The 25593-nt window shown below is 56.7% G+C and carries 26 protein-coding genes; 20 read left to right on the top strand and 6 right to left on the bottom strand.

Going from position 1 to position 25593, the window contains the following annotated elements; translation table 11 throughout:
- Positions 1–16: 16 nt before the first annotated feature.
- The 7 genes from RYB09_RS06560 (at position 17) to RYB09_RS06530 (ending at position 6883) form a co-directional block, all read left to right on the top strand.
- Positions 17–394, top strand: coding sequence for a hypothetical protein (locus RYB09_RS06560; protein ID WP_058401695.1), 378 nt, complete (start codon positions 17–19; stop codon positions 392–394).
- A 306-nt stretch (positions 395–700) separates the two neighbouring features.
- The gene (locus tag RYB09_RS06555) at positions 701–1285 is read left to right on the top strand and encodes a fimbrial protein (RefSeq protein ID WP_058401696.1); all 585 of its coding nucleotides are present in this window, start codon (positions 701–703) and stop codon (positions 1283–1285) included.
- 62 nt (positions 1286–1347) lie between these two features.
- Complete coding sequence (locus RYB09_RS06550; RefSeq protein WP_058401733.1) at positions 1348–2109, top strand: molecular chaperone; 762 nt, start codon at positions 1348–1350, stop codon at positions 2107–2109.
- A gap of 202 nt (positions 2110–2311) precedes the next feature.
- Complete coding sequence (locus tag RYB09_RS06545; protein ID WP_316887674.1) at positions 2312–4783, top strand: fimbria/pilus outer membrane usher protein; 2472 nt, start codon at positions 2312–2314, stop codon at positions 4781–4783.
- Positions 4780–5565: a molecular chaperone gene (locus RYB09_RS06540; protein ID WP_058401697.1), complete on the top strand. Its 786-nt coding sequence runs from the start codon at positions 4780–4782 to the stop codon at positions 5563–5565. Before RYB09_RS06545 ends, RYB09_RS06540 begins: the two co-directional genes overlap by 4 nt.
- Before the next feature lies 1 nt (position 5566).
- Entirely contained in the window at positions 5567–6565 is a 999-nt protein-coding gene (locus tag RYB09_RS06535; protein ID WP_316887667.1) for a fimbrial protein, read from the top strand.
- Positions 6566–6658: 93 nt separating this feature from the next.
- Positions 6659–6883, top strand: coding sequence for a hypothetical protein (locus RYB09_RS06530; protein ID WP_002552338.1), 225 nt, complete (start codon positions 6659–6661; stop codon positions 6881–6883).
- Between the two features lie 18 nt (positions 6884–6901).
- Here the strand turns inward: RYB09_RS06530 and RYB09_RS06525 are convergent, their stop codons facing one another.
- The 3 genes from RYB09_RS06525 to RYB09_RS06515 form a co-directional block, all read right to left on the bottom strand.
- The gene (locus tag RYB09_RS06525) at positions 6902–7657 is read right to left on the bottom strand and encodes a YkgJ family cysteine cluster protein (protein WP_219171048.1); all 756 of its coding nucleotides are present in this window, start codon (positions 7655–7657) and stop codon (positions 6902–6904) included.
- A 116-nt stretch (positions 7658–7773) separates the two neighbouring features.
- Positions 7774–8235, bottom strand: coding sequence for a GNAT family N-acetyltransferase (locus tag RYB09_RS06520; protein ID WP_219171049.1), 462 nt, complete (start codon positions 8233–8235; stop codon positions 7774–7776).
- Positions 8236–8300: 65 nt separating this feature from the next.
- On the bottom strand, positions 8301–9197 hold the full coding sequence (locus tag RYB09_RS06515) for a chemotaxis protein (RefSeq protein ID WP_122280474.1): 897 nt from the start codon (positions 9195–9197) through the stop codon (positions 8301–8303).
- Between the two features lie 613 nt (positions 9198–9810).
- On the opposite strand from RYB09_RS06515, the gene RYB09_RS06510 reads away from it, so the two are divergent.
- The 9 genes from RYB09_RS06510 (at position 9811) to RYB09_RS06470 (ending at position 17939) form a co-directional block, all read left to right on the top strand.
- On the top strand, positions 9811–10320 hold the full coding sequence (locus tag RYB09_RS06510; RefSeq protein ID WP_058401703.1) for a disulfide bond formation protein B: 510 nt from the start codon (positions 9811–9813) through the stop codon (positions 10318–10320).
- Positions 10321–10572: 252 nt separating this feature from the next.
- Positions 10573–10773, top strand: a complete 201-nt coding sequence (locus RYB09_RS06505) for a hypothetical protein (protein ID WP_003314077.1) — start codon at positions 10573–10575, stop codon at positions 10771–10773.
- Positions 10774–10783: 10 nt separating this feature from the next.
- Positions 10784–11725, top strand: a complete 942-nt coding sequence (cyoA, locus tag RYB09_RS06500) for a ubiquinol oxidase subunit II (protein WP_003433560.1) — start codon at positions 10784–10786, stop codon at positions 11723–11725.
- A 3-nt stretch (positions 11726–11728) separates the two neighbouring features.
- Positions 11729–13741 (top strand): cytochrome o ubiquinol oxidase subunit I, encoded by a 2013-nt coding sequence (cyoB, locus tag RYB09_RS06495; protein WP_004656083.1) that lies wholly within the window; start codon positions 11729–11731, stop codon positions 13739–13741.
- Positions 13742–13744: 3 nt separating this feature from the next.
- Positions 13745–14377 carry a cytochrome o ubiquinol oxidase subunit III gene (locus RYB09_RS06490; protein WP_002552344.1) on the top strand — a complete coding sequence of 211 codons (633 nt, stop codon included), beginning with the start codon at positions 13745–13747 and terminating at the stop codon, positions 14375–14377.
- On the top strand, positions 14377–14709 hold the full coding sequence (gene cyoD / locus RYB09_RS06485) for a cytochrome o ubiquinol oxidase subunit IV (RefSeq protein ID WP_024643949.1): 333 nt from the start codon (positions 14377–14379) through the stop codon (positions 14707–14709). The genes RYB09_RS06490 and cyoD overlap by 1 nt, the downstream gene beginning before the upstream one ends.
- Before the next feature lie 10 nt (positions 14710–14719).
- The gene (cyoE, locus tag RYB09_RS06480) at positions 14720–15607 is read left to right on the top strand and encodes a heme o synthase (protein ID WP_002552346.1); all 888 of its coding nucleotides are present in this window, start codon (positions 14720–14722) and stop codon (positions 15605–15607) included.
- A gap of 255 nt (positions 15608–15862) precedes the next feature.
- Positions 15863–16747 (top strand): glycosyltransferase family 2 protein, encoded by an 885-nt coding sequence (locus RYB09_RS06475; RefSeq protein ID WP_230017695.1) that lies wholly within the window; start codon positions 15863–15865, stop codon positions 16745–16747.
- Positions 16748–16919: 172 nt separating this feature from the next.
- The gene (locus tag RYB09_RS06470) at positions 16920–17939 is read left to right on the top strand and encodes a branched-chain amino acid aminotransferase (RefSeq protein ID WP_122259264.1); all 1020 of its coding nucleotides are present in this window, start codon (positions 16920–16922) and stop codon (positions 17937–17939) included.
- A 56-nt stretch (positions 17940–17995) separates the two neighbouring features.
- Here RYB09_RS06470 and RYB09_RS06465 read toward each other — a convergent pair whose 3' ends face one another.
- On the bottom strand, positions 17996–18988 hold the full coding sequence (locus RYB09_RS06465; RefSeq protein WP_122259263.1) for an ATPase: 993 nt from the start codon (positions 18986–18988) through the stop codon (positions 17996–17998).
- Positions 18989–19105: 117 nt separating this feature from the next.
- Positions 19106–19894 (bottom strand): transporter substrate-binding domain-containing protein, encoded by a 789-nt coding sequence (locus tag RYB09_RS06460; RefSeq protein WP_058408974.1) that lies wholly within the window; start codon positions 19892–19894, stop codon positions 19106–19108.
- 146 nt (positions 19895–20040) lie between these two features.
- Between RYB09_RS06460 and RYB09_RS06455 the strand changes: the two genes are divergently transcribed.
- The 3 genes from RYB09_RS06455 (at position 20041) to sodC (ending at position 22176) form a co-directional block, all read left to right on the top strand.
- Positions 20041–20349 carry an ArsR/SmtB family transcription factor gene (locus RYB09_RS06455; RefSeq protein WP_074594616.1) on the top strand — a complete coding sequence of 103 codons (309 nt, stop codon included), beginning with the start codon at positions 20041–20043 and terminating at the stop codon, positions 20347–20349.
- Positions 20350–20412: 63 nt separating this feature from the next.
- The gene (locus RYB09_RS06450) at positions 20413–21423 is read left to right on the top strand and encodes a zinc-dependent alcohol dehydrogenase family protein (RefSeq protein WP_058401709.1); all 1011 of its coding nucleotides are present in this window, start codon (positions 20413–20415) and stop codon (positions 21421–21423) included.
- Between the two features lie 234 nt (positions 21424–21657).
- Positions 21658–22176 (top strand): superoxide dismutase [Cu-Zn] SodC, encoded by a 519-nt coding sequence (sodC, locus tag RYB09_RS06445; RefSeq protein ID WP_316887666.1) that lies wholly within the window; start codon positions 21658–21660, stop codon positions 22174–22176.
- A 104-nt stretch (positions 22177–22280) separates the two neighbouring features.
- Here the strand turns inward: sodC and RYB09_RS06440 are convergent, their stop codons facing one another.
- Positions 22281–23516, bottom strand: coding sequence for a DUF1835 domain-containing protein (locus RYB09_RS06440; RefSeq protein WP_316887665.1), 1236 nt, complete (start codon positions 23514–23516; stop codon positions 22281–22283).
- Between the two features lie 332 nt (positions 23517–23848).
- Here RYB09_RS06440 and RYB09_RS06435 point away from each other — a divergent pair, with 332 nt between their 5' ends.
- Entirely contained in the window at positions 23849–25588 is a 1740-nt protein-coding gene (locus RYB09_RS06435; RefSeq protein WP_316887664.1) for a dipeptidase, read from the top strand.
- Positions 25589–25593: the final 5 nt, after the last annotated feature.

Here is a 25593-nt window from a genome sequence, read left to right as displayed (position 1 = left end):
ATGAGTGGAGAACGCCATGAACAGTAAAAAATCGACCTGGAAAGTTATGTTGAAATGTTTGTTTCTTCGCCAGGGTTTGGGGGCCGTCATGGTGTCGGTTCCCTTGCTGGCTGCGCCTGCTTTTTCATGGGCAAAGGACGGCGCATTGACGTTGCATGGCAGTATCGTCAACAGCAGTTGCGTGATTTCCGACATTAATGTGAATGCGCCTGTTGCTCATGCGCGCATTCTGCAAGTTGCACCGGGCATCAATATGCAGGTGAGCACCGAACACAATGCATGTGGTGATCAATTCGTGCCGTTTGTCGCGCACTATCAGGTACTTCCGGTCGCCGAGACCGACGGCGAGGCCCTGCAGGCCCGCGCTGGAGTCATCACGTTGAGCTATCAATAAATACAGATCTGTATTATTTTTTCGACCGGACTGTCACCCACGTTTAAGTGACGGTCCAGTATCCAGTCAGCCCTTTCAAAACTGAAATCGCCGCGGTTTAAAACATCGGCGCCCCACTGTGTAACAGCCTTAATTAGCCTACTTGCGCAAGACGCCTGGTATTCCTACAGACCTGTCCTGCGTGTCGTGTTGTGTTGTCTGCGGGTTAAAAGTTATCCAGCTGACAGCATCGAAATAGACCTGGATCTATAGTGCTCACCGTCCGATAGCGGGCACACACGACATAACACAAGGAAGGTCGTTAGCATGAAAAAGCTCTCTCTTACATTGGCAGTTCTGGGCGTAATGGGCGTTGGTATGGCGGGTACCGCCAGTGCGGCGAACAACGGAAAAATGGTCTTCAACGGCACCCTGACCAATATCTCCTGCGATGTGGGACCGGGCACGGGCGTCAGTGCGGGCACCAACCCTGGCGAAATCAATGTCGACCTGGGTAACGTCTCCTTCTCTGATATTGGTGTATCGAGTGAAAGTCGATTCGAAACGGCTACGCCTATTCAACTGCTGGTCAACTGTAGCGCGGGCGCAGATCAATACAGCATGGTCAAGATGCGCCTTACTGCCCGTAACGGCAGCGGTCTGGACAATAACGATGCCAAACTTCTGCGCACTACCGGCGCGGCAGATGGCGTCGGTATCGGCCTGCTCAATGCCTCAAGCGTTCTGATGGATCTGAGCGGTGCTGAAACCGTCGACACCACGCTCATCAAGGATGGTGCCAGCGGTGCGACTGCTGAAATCAATTTTGGCGCGGTCTATGTGCTCAACGGCACGCCGACCAATCCGGGTAATGCCGACGGCTTCCTGCCGTTCGTGATGGATTACGAGTAACCGTGTCGGACAGGGCGGGCACGCTCGCCTTGTCCCTTATCGAATTCAAGGCGAACGCCAGTATGTTTCCTGATTTTTTTCGCTACACGATGCTGGTTGCGACAGTGTGCTGTGCGTCCTCTGTTCAGGCGGGCATCGTATTGAATACGACGCGCGTTATTTATCAGGGTAATGAAAAAGAGGTCAGCCTGGGTGTTCACAACAGTGGCGGGGGAGAGATTCTCCTGCAGTCCTGGCTTGAATCTCCGACAGTGGCGACCAACAAGACTGACAACAACGACACCCCAGCCTATTTGCCTTTTATCGTTACGCCTGCGCTGACGCGCATGGCCGGAGGTGGCAAGCAACTGTTGCGCATCATTCATTCCGGTGCAGACATGCCCACTGATCGTGAATCGGTGTTATGGCTCAATGTGCAGGAAATCCCCCAGACCGCCGCAGAGAACACGCTGCAGATTGCGATACGTCAGCGCATAAAAGTGTTCTTCCGGCCGGACGGTTTGCAGGGCGATCCGCAGCAGGCACCTGAACAACTGAACTGGCAATCAATCGATAACGCGGGTGTGCAGGTGGAAAATCCGGGGCCCTATCACGTGTCCATGCTGAGGATTTCCATACGCCAACACGATAGTGAGCTTGCCCGTCTCGAAAGTCAGATGCTTGCCCCCCATCAGCGCTTGCGTATCCCGTTGCTGCACACCCCGGGAAGTGCACCGTTGCTGGTGAGTTTCGTCAGTATCAATGACTACGGCGGGCAAGTGCCTTATCAAGTGGCACTGGCCGATAAAGAACCGGGTCATGCCCACAAGGCCTTGCCTCGATAACCTGCCGCCTCACACGTCAGCGTTCACTTTTCAAACCGTTGGGCCTGCGTGACAAACCGGCCCGGCAGACCTGCGTCTGTGTAAAGGATTGCGCGGCGCGCGCGACAGCCGAAGTAGAGTGAAGACCGCTATGGAATGGCGCAAAAAAGATCACAAGGGAGTCATTGCACAGTTCGCTCTGCCTCACCCACGACACTGCCCGCTGGGTATCGGCCTGGGGTTGACGTTAATGTTTTCGCTCAGCGCGTTCGCAGCCCCGCCCGGCGGTACTCGGGCTGACGGGACAGTCAAATTCAATACGGCGTTTATCCAGGGAAGCGATCAGCCGCCTGACCTCCAGGAGTTTCTGCGTACCCACAGCGTACTGCCCGGCACTTATCGGGTTGATATTTACGTCAATCGCAAACTGAGCGGCAGGCGAGATATCACTTTTTCAAAAAATAGAGTGTCAGGCCTGATTGAACCCTGTCTGTCGCTTGAAATGCTGCAGAGCTTCGGTCTGGACCTGAGTCGCCTGCCTTCAGATGAAGGCGCTGCTCAGGGCTGTTTCGATTTGCCTGCGCGTGTCGAGTTTGCGCGTGTCGACTATCAGCCCGGTGCGTTGCGACTCGCTATCAGTGTGCCGCAAGCCGTTATGTCGCGGGGCGCGCGCGGTTATGTTTCACCGGAGCTTTGGGACCAGGGTGAGACGGCAGGTTTTATCAATTACAACGCCAATGGCAGCAGGCGCCGTAACAAGGGGCTGGAAACGGACCAGTATTATCTCGGGATGCGCAATGGCCTGAACCTCGGGGCATGGCGATTGCGCAATGAGTCCTCGCTGGTCGGCGGCAGTGATCGGCCCTGGCGTTATCGCAGCAATCGTACTTTCGCGCAGCGTGATATCACTTTCCTGAAAAGCCAGTTTACGGTGGGGGAGACCTTCAGCGATTCGCAAGTTTTCGACAGTGTTCGCTTCAAGGGCGCTGCACTGGCTTCTGACGATGGCATGTTGTCCGACAGCGAGCGCGCTTATGCCCCGGTCATCCGCGGGATTGCCGAGACCAACGCCACGGTGGAAGTTCGTCAGAACGGTTTTCTGTTGTACAGCGGCAGCGTTTCACCCGGGCCTTTCGAAATTGCCGATATCTACCCCAGCGGTTCCAATGGTGATTTGTCGGTGTCGGTCATTGAGGCCGACGGGCGCATACGGACTTTTACCCAGGCCTACGCATCGCTGCCGATCATGATTCCTTCGGGATCCTTGCGTTACAGCCTGGCCGTCGGGCAGGTCGATAGCAACGACGATGTTCAGGCCTCTCCCGATTTTGCCAGCACGGCCCTGATTTATGGGCTTTCCGAGCGGATTACCGGGTTCGGTGGTCTGCAACTGGCCGAAGATTACCAGGCCGCGAATATAGGTGCCGGGATCAATACCGGGCTGGGCGCAGTGTCGCTGGATATCACCCGGTCAGTCAGTCAGGTGGCTCAACAGTCGCGCAGCGGCCAAAGCCTGCGGGTGCGTTATGCCAACACGCTGGACGTTACCGACACCACGCTGGCCGTGGCAGGTTACCGCTACTCCACTGAAGCGTACCGGACCCTGAGCCAGCACGTCAGCGATACCGACCCGCAGAGACATACGCTGTCCACTGGCCTGGCTCGGGATCGGCTTGAGCTAAGTGTTACCCAGATAGTGTCGAGCCACGCCGCATCGCTGAGTCTGACCGCTTCCGAGCAGTGCTACTGGAACCTGCCCGGCAAGACCCGGCAACTTTACCTGTCCTATAACGCTGCCTGGCAGACAGTCAATTACAGCCTGTCCATTGAACGCAACGAGGACTTCGGGCGAAACGGTGAAGCGAGCACCGACAATCGTGTTGCCTTGAGCGTGACCCTGCCACTCGGATCGAGCCCTGGTTCGTCGCGACTGTCTTTCAATGCCGTGCGCGACAGCACCGGTGAGTACAACGCTCAGACCGGGCTTAACGGCCAGGTGCTGGGGGATCGTGATACGTTTTATTCGGTACAGGCCGGGCATGACAGCAGCTCCGGCAGTTTCGGTGCCGGGAAGATCAGTACCACCACCGGGTTCGGTCGCTTCGAGGCAGGTTATAGCCAGGGCCAGGACTACGATGCATTCAGCCTGTCTGCGGCGGGTTCGCTGGTGGCTCACCCCGGAGGTGTGAACCTGGGGCAGGCGCTGGGTGAAACCTTCGCCCTGGTTCAGGTTCCGGACGTCAGCGGGGCTCGGTTGAAGTCCTTCAGTAACGTCGAAACCGCAGGCAACGGCTATGCGGTTCTGCCCTATGCGCAGGCCTACCGGACCAATTGGGTCAGCCTGGATACCCGCCAGTTGGGTGCTGATGTCGACCTGGAAAATGCCATCACCCAGCTCGTACCGCGCCGGGGAGCGATACCGGTAGTGCGCTTCAAAGCCATTGTGGGCCGCCGGGTCCAGTTTGAACTGGTGCGCGCCGACGGCAGCAAAATACCGCTGGGTGCCAGTGTCGAGGATGAACAGGGCAGGGCGCTGGCGGTGGTCGACCCTGGCAGTCAGGCGTTGGTGCTCAGTGAGCAGGATGTCGGCAGCTTGCGGGTTCGCTGGTCTGATCAAAGTTGTCAGGCAGCATTCTCGCTGCCGCCCAGAGATCCGACCCGTGCCTACGAGCGGATCAGGGTGACATGCCAATGAGCGCCCTTGCTGATTCATGCCCGGCAATGTTGGCGGTGCTGCTGCTGATGGGCAGCGTTGGCGCACAAGGGGCGATTTCGCTGAGCGGAACACGGCTGGTCTTTGATGGCCAGTATCACGAAGCCAGTATCGAGGTGCGCAACCGAGGTGATTCCGAGGCACTTTTTCAGGCATGGATAAGTGATGCCCGCGATGACGACGACACTCCCCAGGCTCGGCGCAGTACGCTGCCGTTCGTGGTCACGCCGCCGCTTTCACGTCTGCCGGGCGGCGGCAGGCAGGTCCTGCGCGTGTTGTATCAGGGCACAGGCATGCCGCAGGGGAGCGAGTCGCTGCTGCATTTGTATGTGCTTGAGGTGCCTCGACGGCAGGCAGGCACTCGTCAGTTGAATGTCGCCGTGCGTCAGCGCATCAATGTGTTTTACCGGCCCGTTGGTCTAGAGGGGGATCCGGCTGACACGGGCGCAAAGTTGCTGTGGACACTGACTCATGACGAGGCAGGCGTTTCCTTGCTGACGGTCAGTAACCCAATGCCTTATCACGTGTCTCTGCAAGCGTTGCGCATTGACGCTGTTCAACTCAGCGAGTACCTGCTGCTGGCACCGGGCGCCCATTTTGAAATGGTTGTACCAGCGAGCGTTCTGCCCTCCGCAACCCATCGTTTTTCATACAAGGCGCTGACCGACTATGGCGGTCAGCGTACTTATTGCACACCGCTCAAGGGGCAGGCGGCCTTTACGGCCCGCTTGCTGGAGACCCATTCCTTTCAGGACGAATGCTGATATGAAACGACTGTCTGCCAGACGCTGGCTGCTATCCACTGTGGTGTTGCTGATGCTGAATCCGGCTTCCGTCTTCGCGTTGGTCTGTACCACTCAGGGTACGGGCGAAACCGAAATTCACGATGATCTGGGCAGTACGGTGGCGATTCCGGAGTCGATTCCCAACGGGGAAGTGGTGTGGCGTTCCGAGCCTGTGAATGTTCAGGTCGAATGTGCCAAGGATGGCTCGCAGTCTGTCGAGGAAGAGATTTTCATCTACCTGAACCCGGACAATCGTTTGATCGGTCAGGGTATCCGCGCTGGCATGACACTTCAGGGCACCGATTATCTGCAAGGCAGTGGACGGGTCAGTACCGGGAGTTACGTGCCTGTCTGCCATGAAGGCGACAGCAATATCGAAAATTGTCCAAAGGTGCGCTTCAATCTGGCGTTTTCCGTGTTTATTCAGAAGTTCGGCGCAACACCACCCTCTGGCGTGGCCAGTGATCTGCTGGATTACCGGTTTTTTCAACTGGGTGGTGCGACGGACTCAAGCCGGGTGCCGGGGCGCAGCCTCAGTTACGTGATCAACAACCTGCGGGGTCTGCGTTTCGTGGCCTGCGACGCCGACCTGCAAGTGCTCCCCGAAACCGTGGAGTTCGGCGACGTTGCCATACACCAGGTGACCATTGGCAAGGTAATCGCCACGCAGACATTTTCTTTGCTGACCAGTCGTGCGTGCGATTCGCCGTTCAGCATTGATGCGCGTTTCAGGCCGGTGACAGGCAATCTTTCGGGCGAACTGCTCGTTCCCTCCGGCAATGATTCGCTGGGGATTCGTATTGCCAGCGCTGTCAGTGGCCAGCCGTTACGTTACAACGAACCGTTCCATCTGGCAGAACTGCTGGGTGAAACCAACGCTGCCAGTGCTGACTTCAATGCGCAGTTGCTGTGGAATTCCAATACACCGACGCCGGGACCGTTCAATGCCGAGATCATGGTCGATCTGTTCTACAAATGACGGCGACAGGAGGCTCGGGCGGTTACGCGGCGATTGATGTATGCTGCGCGACCGCGGGCATGTGCCCGGCCAATTCGACTTTCTGGTGACACCATGACCACTCCTGAACAACCCCCTGTTCAAGACGCCGCAGCCGACTCCGTCGCAGACACTGAAAAGAAGGCTGTCATTGCGCCTTTCAGCTTTCCGTTCAAGCCTTCGGAGTTCGCCCAGGCCAAAAAGGAACCCGCATGGCATCAGAAAGCCAACAAGCATGGCCATCACAAGACCCCTGGCGTAGCCCCGGCGGGCACGCGCAGATCGATGGGCAAGCGCTGATCGCGTGAGTAATCCTGTTCAGGCTGCCTGCAAGGGTATGAACAGGTAGGAAACCGGCTCCCGATCCGTAACGTCGGCACCCTCCTGTTGCAGGGTGTCCAGAACCTGCTGTCCCGCCACATGAAATTCCCAGTGCGAGCCATTGGGTTGCATATCCTGCGCACGGTTTGCGACCTCCGCGATGGCGGTCGCAAATGCGTTCATGTCCGGCAGATACGCGACGAAGCCGTTGCCCTTGAGGGCGGTGGTGCGTATGCCCAGTTGCTGACAGATCAACTGTTTGGTCTCTATTTCATCCCGATCAGCCTGACGGGACTGTTCGATCAGGTCCATCAACTGCGTATCAACCAGCCTGTCGCCAATGATCAGGTCTGGACCCTGCTCCCAGGACTCTGGCGGGCAGCCCTTGGTTTCGGGGCGTAATGGAATGTGCGGATTGATCTCCATCGGATAGATCCGGCACACCAGCGGCCTGCGCTCGTAAATGCGACACAGGTTTTTCTCGTCAAGATTCCGGCAACGCCCAACGTTGTAGGCCGCGAAGGTGATCGCCACGAAGGCTGTTGTGGTGCCGCTGTTCACCTGCGTCGAGCGCCGGCTGGCATGGGTCAGTTGGGCCTCGGAAACGCCATAGCCATTGCTCAGAAAAGCTTCGGTCAAGACAATCACGGTGCCGCCGTCTGCCGCCCATTGTGCGGCTTCGCCAAGCGTAAGAGGCACGTGGTGGTCGGTGCAGCAACCGCCGCAACCCACACAGGAAAACTTGGTGTCCATTGTCTCGATGACCCTTTCAGAGCTGCGCGCCGAGCGACAACAATTGGTCACTCTCCTGGCTGATACAGCTCAGGAAGCAAGTTGTGCGCCAGTCGCTGGTTGGGTCAACGGTCCCGTCATGCTTCGGGAATATCGAAACGTTTCAGGTAGGACATCCCTGATTTCTCGTACAGACGCCGTGCCTTGAGGTTGTTTTCCATGACGTGAAGATCGACTGCTGCTTCGCCGCACATACTCAAATGGGCGAACAGGTGGTTGAGCAGAGCGAAGCCGATCCCGCTGTGTCGCACTTCGGGATGCACGACCAGGTCTTTGATGAATGCGCTGGTCCAGCAGACGATCACGCCCACCACTGTTTCGTCGAGCACGGCCAGAAAGCACCGCGACGTGTCGAATTCCGGATCTTGTTCGAAGGCGGCTCGCCAGTGCGGATAATCCGGCACGCTGCCTGCCGCGCTGGCATGACCCTGTGTCAGCAGGCGGTGAACCTCTGGAGCTTGCTCAAGGGTGAACGGTCGCAGCAGGACACGCGGCGGCCAGATCGCAGCGGGTACGGGTAAGGCGAGAGTCCGACGCATCAGCCAGTAATGTCCGGCAGATGCGTCGGTAAGGTTCGGACGTTGCGTCGGTGCTCGCTCAGGGATCAGAGCCCTTGGGCGACCACCGTACGTGCGGCCTCGATCAGGCATTTGGTCAACTCGGGTGACGAGAACTTGGTCAGCACAGCGTTGGCCCCGGCGATCTGCGACTTCTCGCTGTTCATCGCGCTGTCGAGCGAGGTGTGCAAGAGGATATACAGATCGCTGAAGTCGGGCGTGTCGCGCAGAGTCCGGGTAAGCGCGTAGCCATCCATTTCCGACATCTCGATGTCGGACACCACCACGTTGATCTGCCGATCAGTACCTTGAAGATCCAGCAGAACGTCGATGGCTTCCTTGGCACTGCGCGCCGTGTGGCATTCGATGCCCAGATTGCGCAAGGTGATGATCGACTGCTGCAGGGCAACCTGGCTGTCATCGACGACCAGAATCCGCGCCTTGCTGAGCATTTCGGCATCCTCTTTGGCCAGCTCCGTCGACTGCACGACGATCTGCGCCGGAGCAATACCGTGAATCACTTTTTCGATATCCAGAACCTGTACCAGCACGCCATCAACCTGAGTGACCCCAGTGATGAACGACTTGCTGCTCGACCCGTAGGGTGGAGGACGGATATCGGTGGTCAGGCAGTGCACAATCTTGCTCACGGCCTGAACGTGCAGGCCCTGTTTGGAGCGGCTGACATCTGTAACGATCAGGCAGCCACCATCGGGATCGGCCAAAGGGCGCTCACCGATTGCACGACTCAGGTCAATGACCGACAGTGATGAGCCGCGCAACGTGGCGATACCTTTGACGTGCGGGTGCGATTCGGGAAGATGGGTCAGGGGAGGGCAGGGAATGATCTCACTGACCTTGAGCAGGTTGATCGCCATCAGCTTGCCGCTGCGCAACGTGAAGAGGAGCAGCGACAGTGAATCTGCTCGGACGTTATTGGACATATGAACCTTCTGGCTGTAGGTGTTTCGTCGCCTGGAAGCGGCAAACAACTTTCTATGACAGGTTATCGACCTGCGACGGGCAGGCTTGAGGATTTTTAACGGACGGCTGGCCGCGCCGCTCGCTGGTCCTTGAAAGTTGTTTCAACACGTAACGGCAGCCAGCATGAGCTGCCAGTGCAAGCGTGAATAGTGGCAGTCTGGCTCCGGTCCAGTCAAACCGGGCGAGATGCGGCACACTGTCGCTCTGCGCATTCCGACAGTCAGCGTCGCAGGTTCGTACGCGACTGTGCTTTGACATCAGTATGCCCTGCGACAAAATACCGCAGCTATATATAGAAGAAGAGCTGCGACAAACTGACGCACCCTTCTATATATAGAAGGGCATTGCATCCGGCTCCCGCAAAAACGTCCTGTTGGTCGTGGATCTGCTAACGCGCAGACCATCCGGCGGGCAAATGCGTCCGTATGGCTGGCGAGCGCTTGAGTTGCCGAATCAGACAGATGATCATCGCGCACGCTTCGGTGCGACCGGGCCGTACACTCCTGTTTCAGGCTTCGCCCATACGTAGCAGGGCGTTGACCAACCACCTCATCAGTTCAGTAAGGTATGTGAATGAGCGACAACACGTTGTACCTGAGACGCGAAAAGCGCTTTCTGGTTTTGCTGGGGATTATCTGCCTGGCCTTGATCGGCGGTGCCCTGTACATGCAGATCGTGCTGGGTGAGGCGCCTTGCCCGCTGTGCATCCTGCAGCGCTACGCACTGCTGTTCATCGCCATTTTTGCATTCATCGGCGCTGCAATGTCCGGACGTCGCGGCGTTACGGTGTGTGAAACGCTGGTCACCCTCAGCGCACTGGGCGGAATTGCCGCGGCCGGTCGGCATGTATGGATCCTCGCCCATCCGTCCGACAGCTGCGGTATCGACGTGCTGCAACCGATCGTTGATGGCCTGCCATTGGCTACACTGTTCCCTACAGGGTTTCAGGTCAGCGGTTTCTGCACGACGCCATATCCGCCGGTTCTCGGATTGTCACTCGCGCAATGGGCGCTGACGGCGTTTGTCCTGACCGCAGTTCTGGTACCGGCGTGCATCATTCGCAATCGCCGCAAACCTTACTAACTACAGGGGCTTTCGCAAAAAATGCCCCGTGAATACGGGGCTTTTTTCGAGTGGAATGAGGCGATTGCAGGACGATTGTTACTAATATAGAGAATAACTGTTACAAAATTAGGCATAGTCATTAAAAATTTACGTATCTACAATCCCCGTCACTTGTCGTTCAGCTTGGCCGAACGATCAGCATTTTGAGGCTTGGAGCGTCCCCTGTGCACTCTGAACAGGCAGCGCAACGCTTGCCTCTGAGGGCGTATAATGGCCGCGTCGAAAGCGTCTGCCCGAAGTTTTGGGCAGTTCCAGCAACTCAAAAAACAAGAATCCATAGCTAAACCCGGACTTGTCGATACGCCGCTGTGCGTACTGGCGGCCCTTGTTCAATTCAAAAAAATTAGCCGGCACTGGCAGGGCGAAGTGTTGGCGGTCGAAACCCAACTGCACCGCGCAAGCTGCTTTTAGAGGTCGTGAAATGAGTAAAAAAAGGTACCCCAGGTTTTTTGGCTTCTTGGCCCTTTTCTGTATGCTTTTGCTCAGTGGATGCGATGGCGTACCTCTGCTCGATCCAAAAGGGCAGGTGGGTATCGAGCAGCGGAACCTGATCGTAATCGCAACGTTGCTGATGCTGATTGTCGTGATCCCGGTCATCCTGATGACCCTGATCTTCGCCTGGAAGTATCGCGCGTCGAACAAGGCCGCCAAGTACACGCCGGACTGGTCTCACTCCACCAAGATCGAAATCGCAGTCTGGGGCGTACCCATGCTGCTGCTGGTCTTTCTGGGGTACATCACTTACGTTTCGACTCACTCGCTGGACCCTTACCGTCCGCTTGATTCGGACGTCAAGCCGGTCACCATCCAGGCGATCTCGGTCGACTGGAAGTGGGTATTCGTCTATCCGGACTACGGCATCGCCACGGTCAACAAGATCGTGTTCCCTGCCAAGACTCCGATCAACTTCCAGGTGACCTCGGACAGCGTGATGAACTCGTTCTTCATCCCGGGTCTGGGTGGTCAGATCTACGCGATGGCGGGCATGCACACCAAGCTGCACCTGATTGCCAACGAAAATCACGAATTCAACGGTATCTCGGCCAACTACAGTGGCGCAGGCTTTACCGGTATGAAGTTCAAGGCTATCGCCACCAGCCAGGCCGATTTCGACAGCTGGGTCAGCGAAGTCAAGAGCTCACCTAAAAAGCTTGGCACGGCCGAATACGCCGAGTTGATCAAGCCGAGCGAACGCAACCCTGTCGAACTCTTTTCCTCGGTCACCCCGAACCTGTTCCAGATCGTCATCGACAAGTATGAAGGTATGAATCCAGGCAAGAAGGTTGTTGCTGGTGAGAAGGAAGTGGCCGGTGACGCTGGTGCGGAAAAAGGCAAAAATTCAGCTGCTGGGGCAGAGGAGTAAACGATGTTTGGCAAATTAAGTCTGGAAGCGGTGCCGTTCCACGAGCCCATAGTCATGGTGACACTTGCCATGATCGCGCTCGGCGGCATTGCGGTTGTCGGGTTGATCACCTATTTCCGCAAGTGGACGTACTTGTGGTCTGAATGGCTGACCTCTGTCGACCACAAGAAAATCGGCGTGATGTACATCGTCGTTGCCATGGTCATGCTGCTGCGCGGTTTTGCCGACGCCATCATGATGCGTACCCAACTGGCGATGGCCCAGAACGGTTCCGAAGGGTTCCTTCCGCCTGAACACTATGACCAGATCTTCACCGCTCACGGTGTGATCATGATCATCTTCATGGCGATGCCGTTCTTCACGGGTCTGATGAACATCGTTCTGCCTCTGCAGATCGGCGCTCGCGACGTGGCGTTCCCGTTCCTGAACTCCCTGAGCTTCTGGCTGCTGGTCGCAGGTATGCTGCTGATCAACATCTCCCTGGGTGTCGGTGAATTCGCCAAGACCGGCTGGGTAGCGTATCCACCTCTTTCCGGGTTGCAATACAGTCCTGGCGTAGGGGTTGACTACTACATCTGGGCGCTACAGTTATCCGGGTTAGGTACGACGCTGACGGGGGTCAACTTCCTCGTGACCGTTCTGAAGATGCGTACCCCTGGCATGAAACTGATGGACATGCCGATCTTCACCTGGACCTGCACCTGGGCAAACATCCTGATCGTGGCTTCGTTCCCGATCCTGACCGCTACCCTGGCGTTCCTGACCCTTGACCGCTACCTGGACTTCCACATTTTCACGAACGAAATGGGCGGCAACCCCATGATGTACGTGAACCTGTTCTGGGCGTGGGGTCACCCTGAGGTGTACATCCTGATCCTGCCGGCTTTCGGCGTGTTCTCGGAAGTCATCTCCACGTTCTCCGGCAAGCGTCTGTTCGGCCACAAGTCGATGATCTTCGCCTCCGGTGCGATCTGTATCCTGGGCTTCATGGTCTGGCTGCACCACTTCTTCACGATGGGTGCGGGTGCCAACGTCAACGCCTTCTTCGGCCTGGCGACGATGCTTATCGCGATCCCGACGGGTGTGAAGCTATTCAACTGGCTGTTCACCATGTATCAAGGGCGTCTGCGCTTTACCGCGCCAGTACTCTGGACCCTGGGCTTCATGGTCACCTTCTCGATCGGCGGTATGACCGGCGTTCTGTTGGCGATTCCAGGTGCTGACTTCGTACTGCACAACAGCCTGTTCGTAATCGCTCACTTCCACAACGTCATCATCGGCGGTGCGGTATTCGGTTACATCGCCGGCTTCGCGTTCTGGTTCCCTAAAGCGTTCGGCTTCACCCTGAACGAGAAGTGGGGCAAGGCAGCGTTCTGGTTCTGGATCGTCGGCTTCTTCGTCGCGTTCATGCCGCTTTACGCGCTGGGCTTCCTGGGCATGACCCGTCGTTTGAACGCTACCGATATGCCAGAGTGGAACATCTACCTGGACGTCGCGCTGTTTGGTGCTGTGCTGATCGCCATGGGTATCGCTTCGCAGCTGATCCAGCTGTTCGTGAGTATCCGTGACCGCGACAACAACCGCGATCTGACCGGTGACCCATGGAATGGCCATACCCTGGAATGGTCCACTTCTTCGCCACCACCGTTCTACAACTTTGCCGAACTGCCAAAAGCTGACGACATCGACGCGTTCACCGACGCCAAACGTGCCGGTACCGCTTATAAGGTCCCTGCTCGCTACTCGGCGATTCACATGCCTAACAACACGGCGACCGGCCTGTACATGGGTATGTTGCTGACGGTCTTCGGCTTCGCATTCATCTGGCACATCTGGTGGCTGGTAGGCGCAAGCCTGGTGGCGACCATTGCAGTCTTCGTTGCTCACGCTGTCCGTGACGACCAGGGCTATATGGTGCCGGCTGAAGATGTAGCGCGTATTGAAGGTGAGCATCACAAGGTCCTGGCGGCCAACGGTGCATACACTCCTGTCAAGTCCTCGCTGGAACAGGTTTAAACAATGTCAAATATTGCAATCAACTCCGGAGCCCACGATCACGGTCACGACCATGATCATGGGCATGACGATCACCACGACAGCGGTGGCATGACGGTCTACGGCTTCTGGCTGTACCTGATGACTGACTGCGTGTTGTTCGCCTCGTTCTTCGCGGTCTACGCCGTGATGGTCAACAGTGTCGCGGGTGGCCCGTCGGGCCAGGACATCTTCCTGCTGCCATTCGTGGCTGTGGAAACCGCGTTCCTGCTGGTCAGTAGTATCACCTACGGCTTCGCCATGCTGGCGTTGTACAAGGGCAAGAAAAGCCAGGTTCTTGGCTGGCTGGCCCTGACCTTCCTGTGTGGTGCTGCGTTTATCGGTATGGAAATCTATGAATTCCATCACCTGATCCACGAAGGCTACGGTCCGAGCCGCAGCGGCTTCCTGTCAGCGTTCTTCGCGCTGGTAGGCCTGCACGGCGCGCACGTGACCAGCGGTCTGATCTGGATGGCGATCATGATGTTCCAGGTCCAGAAAAAGGGCCTGACCAACACCAACAAGACGCGCCTGAGCTGCCTCAGCCTGTTCTGGCACTTCCTGGACGTTGTCTGGATCGGCGTGTTCACCGTTGTCTATCTGATGGGAGCTTTGTAATGTCAAATTCGCATCACTCCGCTGAAGACAATAGTCACGGCTCGGTGAAGTCGTACATCATCGGTTTCGTACTGTCGGTCATCCTGACCGCCATTCCGTTTGCCCTGGTGATGTCGCCGTCGCTGCCGAAGGACATGACGATTGCAATCGTTCTGGTCTTCGCGATCATCCAGATCCTGGTGCACCTGCATTACTTCCTGCACCTGGATTTCACGAGCGTGCAGCGCAACAACGTGATGGCCTTCGCCTTTACCACGATGGTTATCGTCCTGCTGGTTGGCCTGTCGCTGTGGATCATTTTCAGCGTCCACCGCGAAATGATGGCGCATTGAGGAATACCAGATGTCACTGAAGCACTTTATCCAAATCACCAAGCCGGGGATCATTTTCGGTAACGTGCTTTCGGTGGCAGGTGGCTTTTTTCTGGCTTCCAAGGGAAATATCGACTTCGGCGTGTTCCTCGCTGCTGTAATCGGTACTTCCCTGGTCGTTGCGTCTGGTTGCGTGTTCAATAACTGCATCGATCGCGATATCGATCAGCGTATGGAAAGGACCCGTAACCGGGTCCTGGTGCAGGGCCTGGTTTCATTGAAACTGGCGCTGCTCTACGCAACCATACTCGGCGTTGCGGGCGTTGCCCTGCTGTACACCGAGGCCAACCCGTTGGCTGCCTTGTTTGCGGTCATCGGGTTTGTGATCTATGTCGGCCTTTACAGCCTGTACCTGAAACGCAGATCGGTTCACGGCACGCTGGTGGGCAGTCTCTCGGGGGCCATGCCTCCAGTGATCGGCTACTGCGCAGTGACCAACAGCTTCGACTTTGCGGCCCTGACGCTACTGGTGATGTTCAGCCTGTGGCAGATGCCGCATTCGTATGCGATCGCCATCTTCCGTTTCAATGACTATCGTGCGGCGAAAATTCCGGTACTGCCGGTCAAGCGCGGCATTCTGGTCACCAAGCGCCACATCATGCTCTACATCCTGGCGTTCCTCGTGGCGACCCTGATGTTGACCGTAGGTGGTTATGCGGGCCTCAACTACCTGGCTGTTGCAGCAGGCATGGGCATGTACTGGTTGTATATGGCCTGGAAGGGTTACAAAGCCGTTGACGATACTGTCTGGGCTCGCAAGCTGTTCGTGTTTTCTATCTTCACCATCACTGCCTTGAGCGTGATGATGTCGGTGGACTTTCAGGTGACAAAAGAATTGTTGGTGACCTACGCCTTCTGATTTTCACCTGATGCACAAACCGAAACCCCGTTCTGCGAAGAACGGGGTTTTTTTTCGGATGCGATCTACACTTGATGAATGACAGCAAACGGCAGCAGATTCCTGGCGGCTGGATACGCCTGTTTACACGGCGTTTGTGACCTGCTGTAGAAAATCAGGATCGCTTGCCGCATGATGTGCCGTTTTCAAGCGACCTGTTATAGATATCCGGTTTCCGAGCCCGTCAGGGCCGATAATGATTATGGCTATTACCCCATGATGCCCTCAGAAAGTCAGAGCCTCACGCCTCAACCCCTGGTTTCGATCGTCGCCCCTTGCTATAACGCCGAGCGCTTCCTTGAAGCTGCCCTTCAGAGCATCTTTGCTCAGGACTACGGTAATTTTGAAGTCATCATCGTTGACGATGGTTCGACCGACAACAGCATCGCGATGCTTGAGTCATTGCAGGCGCGTTACCCGTTCCAGCTCTATCGCCAAGCCAATCAGGGCGTCAGCGCTGCGCTCAATCATGGTCTGCGCTACGCAAAGGGCGTCTATCTTTCCACACCCGACCTCGATGACATCATGCTTCCTTCATCGGTGCGCATTCGTGCCGATTATCTGGACAAGCATCCCGAGGCAGGCTGCGTAGGCGCACTGATCAGCTACATGGACTGCGACGGCAACACGATCAAATGCCAATCGCGCGACTATGTCGAACGGCTGACATTCGACGACGTGTTGCGCGGTGCGGTCGTTGTCGGGGCACCGGTGGCGCTGTATCGGATGCAGGCCATGCGCGACGCGAACGGCTACGACCCGGAGATAAAGGTTCAGGATTTCCAGGCCACGCTGAGAATTGCCCGCCTGGGCTATGAAATGCATGTGATTCCCGAAATCGTGACACGCTATCGACGTCACCCCAACAACCTTTCACGCAAGTACAAGGTGCTGCTTGAGGCTGATCTCAAAAGTATCGAGCCCTACCGTGAGCATCCCGAATATCAGAGTGGCCGCACTCAAGTTGTCAACAAGGCATTGAAATACGCCGCGGTCGCGGATAAGCGATACGCCTGGAGTCTTTTGCGTACCATCCCCTGGAAATATTTCAATGGAACGACCTGGCGACGCTGCAAGCGTTTGCTGCTGAGCTATCGGTAAGCATCATCGTCGTTGGTCAACTCACTGAGCATACAGAGCGCCCATGTTTGGGCCTGGGTCAGAAATGCCATGTCGGTTTGCATTTATTTCGAGCCTCATGGCCCGAATGATCTGGCAGAATAAGGCATTGGCCTGACTCGACCAGGCAGTCGCTAAAATGATAGAGGGCGTTATGAGTCAAGAAAGCATCAACTGGGACACTCTGGGTTTTGATTACATCAAGACTGACAAGCGCTACCTTTCTCATTGGCGCGACGGTGCCTGGGATCAGGGCTCACTGACCGAGGACAACACGCTGCATATCAGCGAAGGGTCGACCGCGCTGCATTATGGTCAGCAGTGCTTCGAAGGCCTCAAGGCCTACCGCTGCAAGGATGGCTCGATCAATCTGTTCCGTCCCGATCAGAACGCCCAGCGCATGCAGCGCAGTTGCTCCCGTCTGTTGATGCCCCACGTCCCGACCGATGTATTCATCGACGCCTGCAAACAGGTGGTCAAGGCCAACGAACGTTTCATCCCGCCATACGGTTCAGGCGGCGCGTTGTATCTGCGCCCGTTCGTGATTGGTGTGGGTGACAACATCGGCGTGCGTACGGCCCCGGAGTTCATCTTTTCGATCTTCTGCATCCCGGTGGGCGCCTATTTCAAGGGCGGCCTGAAGCCAAACAATTTCGTGATTTCGGGGTATGACCGCGCTGCGCCCAATGGCACCGGGGCTGCCAAGGTTGGTGGCAACTATGCCGCCAGCCTGATGCCCGGTTCTGAGGCCAAGAAACACAGTTTTGCCGATTGCATCTATCTCGACCCACAGACTCACTCCAGGATCGAGGAAGTGGGTTCGGCTAACTTCTTTGCCATCACCAATGATGATGTGTTCCTTACGCCGAAATCACCGTCTGTGCTGCCGGGCATCACCCGTCTGTCGTTGATCGAGCTGGCAAAATCCCGTCTGAGCCTGACGGTCGAGGAGGGCGATGTATTCATCGACCAGCTCGACACCTTCAAGGAAGCGGGCGCTTGCGGTACGGCTGCGGTGATCACCCCGATTGGCGGGATTTCCTACAAGGACAAGCTGCATGTGTTCTACAGCCAGACCGAAGTCGGTCCGGTCACTCAGCGTCTGTACAAGGAATTGACCGGCGTTCAATCCGGTGACATCGAGGCGCCAGCCGGCTGGATCGTCAAGGTCTGATAGCTTGACCTGTATCGTTCCAGTGCCATGCGCTGGAACGATCGCTGGCCGCATGTTCAAGGTGCAGCGGCTTTCCCTTCCTCGACCAACTCTTTCGCTGGGCCCAGCACAATCGCCAGATGCCGCAAGTCATCGACTTCCAGGCCATAACTCTTGCCCGATGGACTTTGCGTGACCGTTCCCAGTGCATATACCGTGAAGAACTTCACATCATCCGCGTGGCTTAATAACTCACTGATATAGCGGCTTGAACGGTAGGCCTGCATTTGCGCGGGTGATACGTAAAGCGTCACCAGTTTGCCGTCGATACGGTCAAAAAACCTGAACTTGAAGCCCAGTCCGTAACGTTGCTCAATCAACCCGCCACCAAATAGCACACGGCCGTTGTCACCCGTTTGCGCGTATTTGATATGGCGAAAATACCCGCGTAGCGACACTTCGCCCTGACCGGGAATTCTCAGTTTCAACAGCTTGAAATCGTCCAGTGACAACTCGGCCTTGGCCTGTCGATAGCTGTCTACCAGGCGCTCCAGGTTGTTGGTGCGGGTTTCGCTGTAGCGGGCGGCCTTGGGTGACGCCGGTTCGGTCAAAGGCTGGCTGACGACGGGCTGCAGATTGCCTGCACCGGCTTTTTCTTCCCCGGACTTCTCTTTGGCGGGTGCTTTGAGCGTCGGGTCGAATATGTCGATGTAGTCATCCAGCTTGCGCTTGGCCTGGCGCAGACGCGTCTGAGCATCTGTTTCTTCGACATGAACGTCCGGCTTTTCTTCGGCGCTCTCGTCCACCCATTCACACCCCGGATGGTGATCGTAGTGCGGGTTGGCACGGAAGTGCGCAGCAACGAAGGTCGGGTTGTCCTGTGGTTTCACGTCATAGCGAACCCCGGTCACCTTTGCCCCCATTGCCCTGCAAGCCTCATTCGAGCAGAGAAACTCGAAGCGTTTGCGTGGCGGCTCCTGAGAGAAGTATTCGCGTCGGGCAGCAGCGATTGACAGCTCTTGCTGCAACTCGACACAGAATGCGCGTGTGATAGGTTTGCCGGGCTTCATGCTCGTTGACTGCCTTCCTGTATAGAGTTGTTGCAACACGCTATTTCACCCGGACACGCCTTGCAACTATCGCAGCGCAGGAAGTTGAATACGATTCCCGTCGAATCCTCCTGAGACTTACTCCGAGGGCACTGCCAGCCATTCCCCGAGCGCCTGCTGATACTCGCCAGTGGCCTTGCTCAGGTGCAGCCATTGGTCAACGTAGCTTTTCCAGGTCACATCATCGCGGGGCAACAGGTAGGCCTTTTCGCCGTATTGCATGTACGCGGTCGGGTTGACTGCACACAAGCCTGGCATACGTTTCTGCTGGTAAAGCGCTTCGGAGGCATCCGTGATCATCACGTCAGCCTTCTTGTCCAGCAGTTCCTGGAAGATGGTCTTGTTGTCGTGAAATGCCAAGGACGCCTTCGGCAGATGAGCGCGCGCGAAGGCTTCATTGGTGCCGCCAGCCGGTTCTATCAAGCGCACCGAGGGTTGATTGATCTGCTCGACCGTCTGGTACAGGGCCTTGTCTTCACAGCGCACCAGAGGAATCTTGCCATCGACATCCAGCGTATTGCTGAAGAAGGCTTTTTTCTGCCGTTCCAGGCTGACCGAGATGCCGCCCATGCCGATGTCGCATTTGCCGGCGACCATGTCCGGCATCAGGTTCTTCCAGGTGGTAGGCACCCACTGCACGTTAACTCCCAGGCTCTTTGCCAGCGAGCGTGCCATGGTGATATCGATGCCTTCATATTCACCGTCTTCGCGCAGCAGGGTATAGGGCTTGTAATCGCCAGTGGTGCAGACTGCCAACTGGCCGGTTTGCAGAACCTTGTCCAGATGCGAGGTGGATTCCTGAGCCTGAGCCATGCCTGTCATGCCCAGCAGCAGGGCGGTGAATGCGCTGTATTTAAGGTTCATCATGAGTCTGAGTGCTCTCAGCCGTGCAGTCGGTTTTGTTGGAGTCGACAGATTGCTTCATTTGTCAGGCCGATGTGAAGCTGTAATGAAAGCATGAAGTCAAATGTGCGTGCATAAATCAGGGGTTGAACATTTCGTAAAAAAGCGTAATGTTGTGTCCCATGATTCTTGAGCAAATCAAAGCGGTCGGCAATGACACTCGCATGTTGATCATGGAGTGGCTGAAAAACCCGCAAGCCCATTTCCCCCCACAGGACCACGGTGATCCGGCGATAGGCGTGTGCGTCTCGCACATTCAGGCCAAGGCCAGTCTGTCGGCTTCCACCGCGTCTGCGCACTTGGCGATCTTGCAACGCGCCGGTCTGGTTCAGGCGACAAGGATCGGAAAATGGACTTATTTTCGCCGCGACGAGCAAGCCATCGACCGGTTCGCCGATAGGCTCAAGAAAGAACTATGACCCTTTAGCGTTACTTACACATTTCGTCATTTTGCGTAATGTTGAATTGATAGGAGATTGACCATGAGCAATACAACCATCTACGTGCAGGCTGGCGGCGGCTACGATCAGGTCAGCGTTGGCGAAAGCGAAGTGCTGGCACCGAAAGCCGGTGAGATCACTGTGCGTCTGCACGCAAATTCGCTCAACTATCACGACTTCGCAGTTGTCACCGGCATGTGGGCACCGACTGAAAAACGCATTCCAATGGCCGATGGCGCAGGCGTAGTAACCGCAGTAGGCGAGGGCGTCAGCGAGTTCGCTGTCGGCGACTCGGTCGTCAGCACGTTCTTCCCTGAGTGGATCAGCGGCGAGCCACTGGTTGAAGGTTTCGTCACTGTGCCGGGCGACGGCGTCGACGGTTATGCCCGCGAGCAGGTGACTGCCCGTGCCACCTCATTTACCCACGCACCACTGGGTTATACCCATGCCGAAGCGTCCACGCTGACCACCGCAGGCCTGACCGCGTGGCGCGCGCTGATGGTCGATGACGCGTTGAAAGCCGGTGATACCGTTCTGGTGCAAGGCACTGGCGGCGTATCGATCTTTGCGCTGCAGTTCGCCAAGATGGTCGGTGCGACCGTTATCGCGACGTCGTCGAGTGATGAAAAGCTGGAGCGTCTGCAAGCCATGGGCGCTGACCATCTGATCAACTACCGCAAGGACAGCAACTGGGGCGAGACCGCCCGCAAGCTGACTGGCGGCCGTGGTGTTGATCACATCATCGACGTGGGCGGCCCTTCGACATTGCAGCACTCCATGACAGCCGCACGGGTCGCTGGGCATATCTCGGTCATCGGCATTCTGAGCGGTGTCGCCGGTCAGCTGGAATTCGTCCCGGCACTGGTCAAGCAACTGCGCATGCAGGGTGTATTGGTGGGCAGCCGCACCCAGCAGCAGGACATGATCCGCGCCATTGATGCCAATGGCATGCGTCCGGTCATGGATCGCTCCTTCCCGATGACCGACATTGTCGAGGCGTTCCGTTATCAGGAAACCAATCAGCACTTCGGCAAGATCTGCCTGGATATCTGAGTGATGCCCCTGCGCCGATAGCTGAGCGCAAGTCAAAATCGCTGGTCTGCCAACGTTCGTGATGGCAGGCCAGTCGAGACGTTTTGCATAACTTTCCCCGGTCATTTTTTTGCATCAAGTGCGCTGGTCTGTGGTCACACCCTCTGTGACATCAAGGACGTTGCGTGGCATGCAGCTTCACGCTGCCCGCCGCGACGTTCAATCCGATTACCAGATCAGGGACGCATTGAAATCATGAAACCTCATCTTTGGCTAGGCCTGCTTGGCGTTTTCTCCCTCAGTGTCCAGGCTGCATCGCTGGACGTTCCCATCAATCTGGTCAGCGCTGACGGCGCGCCCAAGCCTGTTGGCAACGTGACGGTGAGCGAAACACAGTATGGCTTGCTGTTTACCCCGAATCTGAAAGACCTGCCTGCGGGTATTCACGGTTTTCACGTACATGAAAACGGCAGCTGCGAAGCTGGTACGAAGGACGGCAAGAAGGTCGCTGCGCTGGCCGCAGGCGGTCACTTTGACCCGGCCAAAACCGGCAAGCATCTGGGGCCTTACGCTGATGGCCATCTAGGCGATCTGCCTGCGTTGTACGTTAACGCCGACGGCATCGCCAACTATCCGGTACTGGCGCCACGGCTGAAGAAAATCTCGGAAATCAAAGGCCATGCGCTGATGGTTCATGCGGGCGGCGATAACCATTCTGACCACCCTGCACCCTTGGGCGGTGGCGGTGATCGTGCGGCCTGTGGCGTGATCTGATGCGCTGTGCCTGTGTCCGGTTCGGGTGCAGGCACCCCCTGAATATTTTCACGCCCGATCAGCATCACCAATGTTACAAATGGCCGTCAGTGCGTTCCTGAGAGTCAGGCGCGCCATAGGGGGCGCAAGTGCTTATCTATCATCCAGTGAGGCTGCCCGGGCTGAATGCAGACGCCGCCAACCCAGCGCGCTTGATGGCAGTAGTCTGGCCAATAGGCCTTTGCGGCCAATACTTGCTGTCCCAACGGCGTTAGCTTTAGCGAGCGGCGAGGCCATTCAAGTCGGCTGTCTGATTCGATCATTAGCGCAGTCGGAGAATCAATCAAGGGACGCATCATCGCGTGAAACATCATGTCGCCCAGAAACGGTAAAGGCTCGCGCTTGTCCGTCAGCTCAGCAAACACTTGGCCGAAGGTCATTGCCCCGGCTTCGCTGATGCACTGCAACGACAGGCGCTCGGTGAGTGACAGGCCGTCATCGACGCCTGGTAATTCCTGTAGCTGACGTAACAGGGCCGGGGCAAGGCAGGGCAATGATGGTTGCGGGGTGTGGGCCAGTTCGGCAAGGGCAACCGGCGAGGCGTTGCAGTAAGCCGCCCATGCCTGGCGGGCCAGATGCAGCATTTCTTCAGTGACCGCCTTGCGCTGCGGCCACAGCCAGGCAAGCAGGTCGGGCGCCAGTTGGCCAATGCCGATGAAGCGCTGGACGCCGGGAATCTGGCTCACCTGGATAATTTCAAGCCTGGCAGGCAATTGCTCAAGGGCTGCCAGCGTCCTGATCAGGAAGAGCTGGTCGTAGGCATCTGCCTCGCACCACAGCACGCTGTGATCGGCACTGCTCATCTGCTGCAGATCGGTGTATTCATCATCAAACCGGCGTGCGACATCGGTAAGGCTCAGCCCGAATGCCTGGCTGATGTAGTGGCTGCGCGCTGCCTGATATGCCTTTTCAGGCACAGCCTGAACCGGACCCATGCACAAAGGGTCTGTCAGCATCTTGAAAGAGCCTTTGAAGCCCGCGAGTTTGAGAGTGTGGGCAATGTCGGCGCCGCATCGCCAATGCACGGTTCGCGCTTCGTCGCTTGCTTCGAAGTCCGGATTCCGTGCTGCGAAGTCGACTGCATCGACATGCGCCTTTAGCCTGGGCCAGCTGCTGAAGCCCAATTGCCTCGCGATCAGCCATTGGGCATCCGATAAGGTCGGCGTCGTCTTGTCGAGCAGGATGAGCTGATCAGCTGCAGTGCCGTCTTTCATTCGCAGCAGAAGCTCTTTGGCACGCTTGCGCTGCTGTTCGAGGTTGATACGGCCGTGATGGGACGAGGGCTTATTATTGCCGGGCATACGATCTCCTTGCAAAAAACCTTGTCCGCTTGAAGGTCGGGAGTCGTAGTGACGGAATATCGAATCAGAATCCTGGGCGCAGCCCTTTCCGCGGTAGGTGGCGTAGATGGCGCCACGCCGGAATATAGGTAATCGGATGGGGGATTGCAACTCCGTCAGGTCGTACTGATCACGTGTGTTTCAAGGCACATTGATCATTCGAGCCCTTTAAGGCATTGCCTCATTTCAAAGCGGGGATTCTCGCATCATTGCTCATGGTGTAAGTTTGAAATCTTACTGATCAAGTGGTCAGAATTTTTGCGTGCTGTACCTGCCAAGGAATGCCCTGAACAATGAACCTGTCACTCAAGCAACTGGCCGCAACCGCGTTGGTAATGGCCAGCCTTTCGTCCTTCACCAGCGTGGCGAATGCCAACGTCACTGCACAACAGAGCATGATCATTCTCAAGACTTTCAATGAGAAATCGGTCACGGATTTCAGGCAGTTTCTGAAAAGTCTGTCCAGCACTGATGTTGTCAAAGCTGCTGATTTTGGCCCGGCCATCAACGCCTTTCTCGACAACAAAACACTTTCCGACGCGCAACAGAACGACATTAATCGCCTGCTCGGTCTGTATACCCGGTTGAAGTATGGCAATGCGGCAACCGACACATTGCGTGAGCTGGTCGCCATTCCAACCGCCCGTGTTGACGGCGTTGCCCAGCATGAAAACCCGGAGTTCATCAAGATCGCCAACGCGATCAAAGGCCTTGCCGAACGCTTCGATCTGAAATTTCGCAACGTCGATAACCGCGTTTATGAAGTTTCGCTCGACGGGGCGGGCGATGAAGTCGTGGGCATTCACGTGCATGCCGATGTTGTACCGGTCACGCCGGAAAACTGGGTGTTGCCGGACGGCACGCGGCTCGATCCGTTCAAGGTTACATTGATTGGTGATCGCCTTTATGGGCGTGGCACCGAAGACGATAAGAATGGCATCGTCGTGGCGCTCTATGCCATGAAAGTCATCAAGGAAGAAAAGCTGCCGCTGGCCAGAAACTTCAAGTTGCTGATCGATACAACTGAAGAAACCACGGGTGACGCCATCCCCTACTATTTTGAACGCAACCCCACGCCTGGTTACAACCTGGCGCTGGATGGCAGCTACCCGGTTGTCATCGCGGAAAAAGGTTATGGGACGGTCATGGCCAGTTTTGCCCGGCGCAACGCCGACGGCGAGGGTGCTGAAATCGTGTCGATGACCGGAGGTGCGGCCACCAACCAGATTCCATCGAAATCGGTCGCTACTCTGTTAACCGACAAGCCTGCGCAACTGGCTGCCAGCCTGCAACAGGCCGGTGCGGATTACGTGAAAAACAATGGCGGCAATTTCGCGGTCGATGCCAGCGTCGACGGCAATGACGTCAAGCTGACAGTGACGGGGGTTTCCGCGCACTCATCGGCGCCCCAGTCTGGAGTCAACCCGGTTGCGAGGATGCTTGACTTCATCAACAGCCTTCAAGGCAAGGTCGCGCTCAAACATAACCAGATTACTGACGCTGCTCGCTATGCAGCCGACAACTGGGGCCTTGATTATCTGGGCAACAAGTTGGGCGTTGGTTTCTCCGACGAGTTCATGGGGCCGCTGACCGCTTCTCTTACCTATGTCGCGATGGATGAAACAGCATTCAAACTTGCGGTCAACTTGCGCGTGCCCAAGGGCAGGTCTCCGGAAGAGCTCAAATCCGAAATCTCCGAAAAACTTGCAGCGTGGAGCGTGAAAACCGGCATCAAGCCTGCGTTCGACTATTCCATTGCCAAGCCGATGTACCGCAATCCAGAGGGCGAATGGGTCAGGGCGCTGCTTGCGGTTGCCAGCGAAAATCTGGGTATGGAACATGCGTTCGGCACCTCGGCTGGCGCGACGTCGGTACATGAACTGCCCAATGGCGTGCAGTTCGGTCTGGCGAGGCCCGAAGTCAAATATACCGGCCACACGGACAACGAGTTCAAGACGACCGGACAGTTTTTGCTGGACCTGCAGATCGTTACCGAAATGATGGCGCGCATCGGTCAGTTACCGAAACTCTGATGTAA

Origin of the sequence: Pseudomonas syringae group sp. J254-4, from assembly GCF_032586855.1 — a bacterium.
Lineage (GTDB): Bacteria > Pseudomonadota > Gammaproteobacteria > Pseudomonadales > Pseudomonadaceae > Aquipseudomonas > Aquipseudomonas amygdali.
Note: the sequence above shows the minus strand (reverse complement) of the source record. Positions and strands in the feature narration are given on the sequence as shown.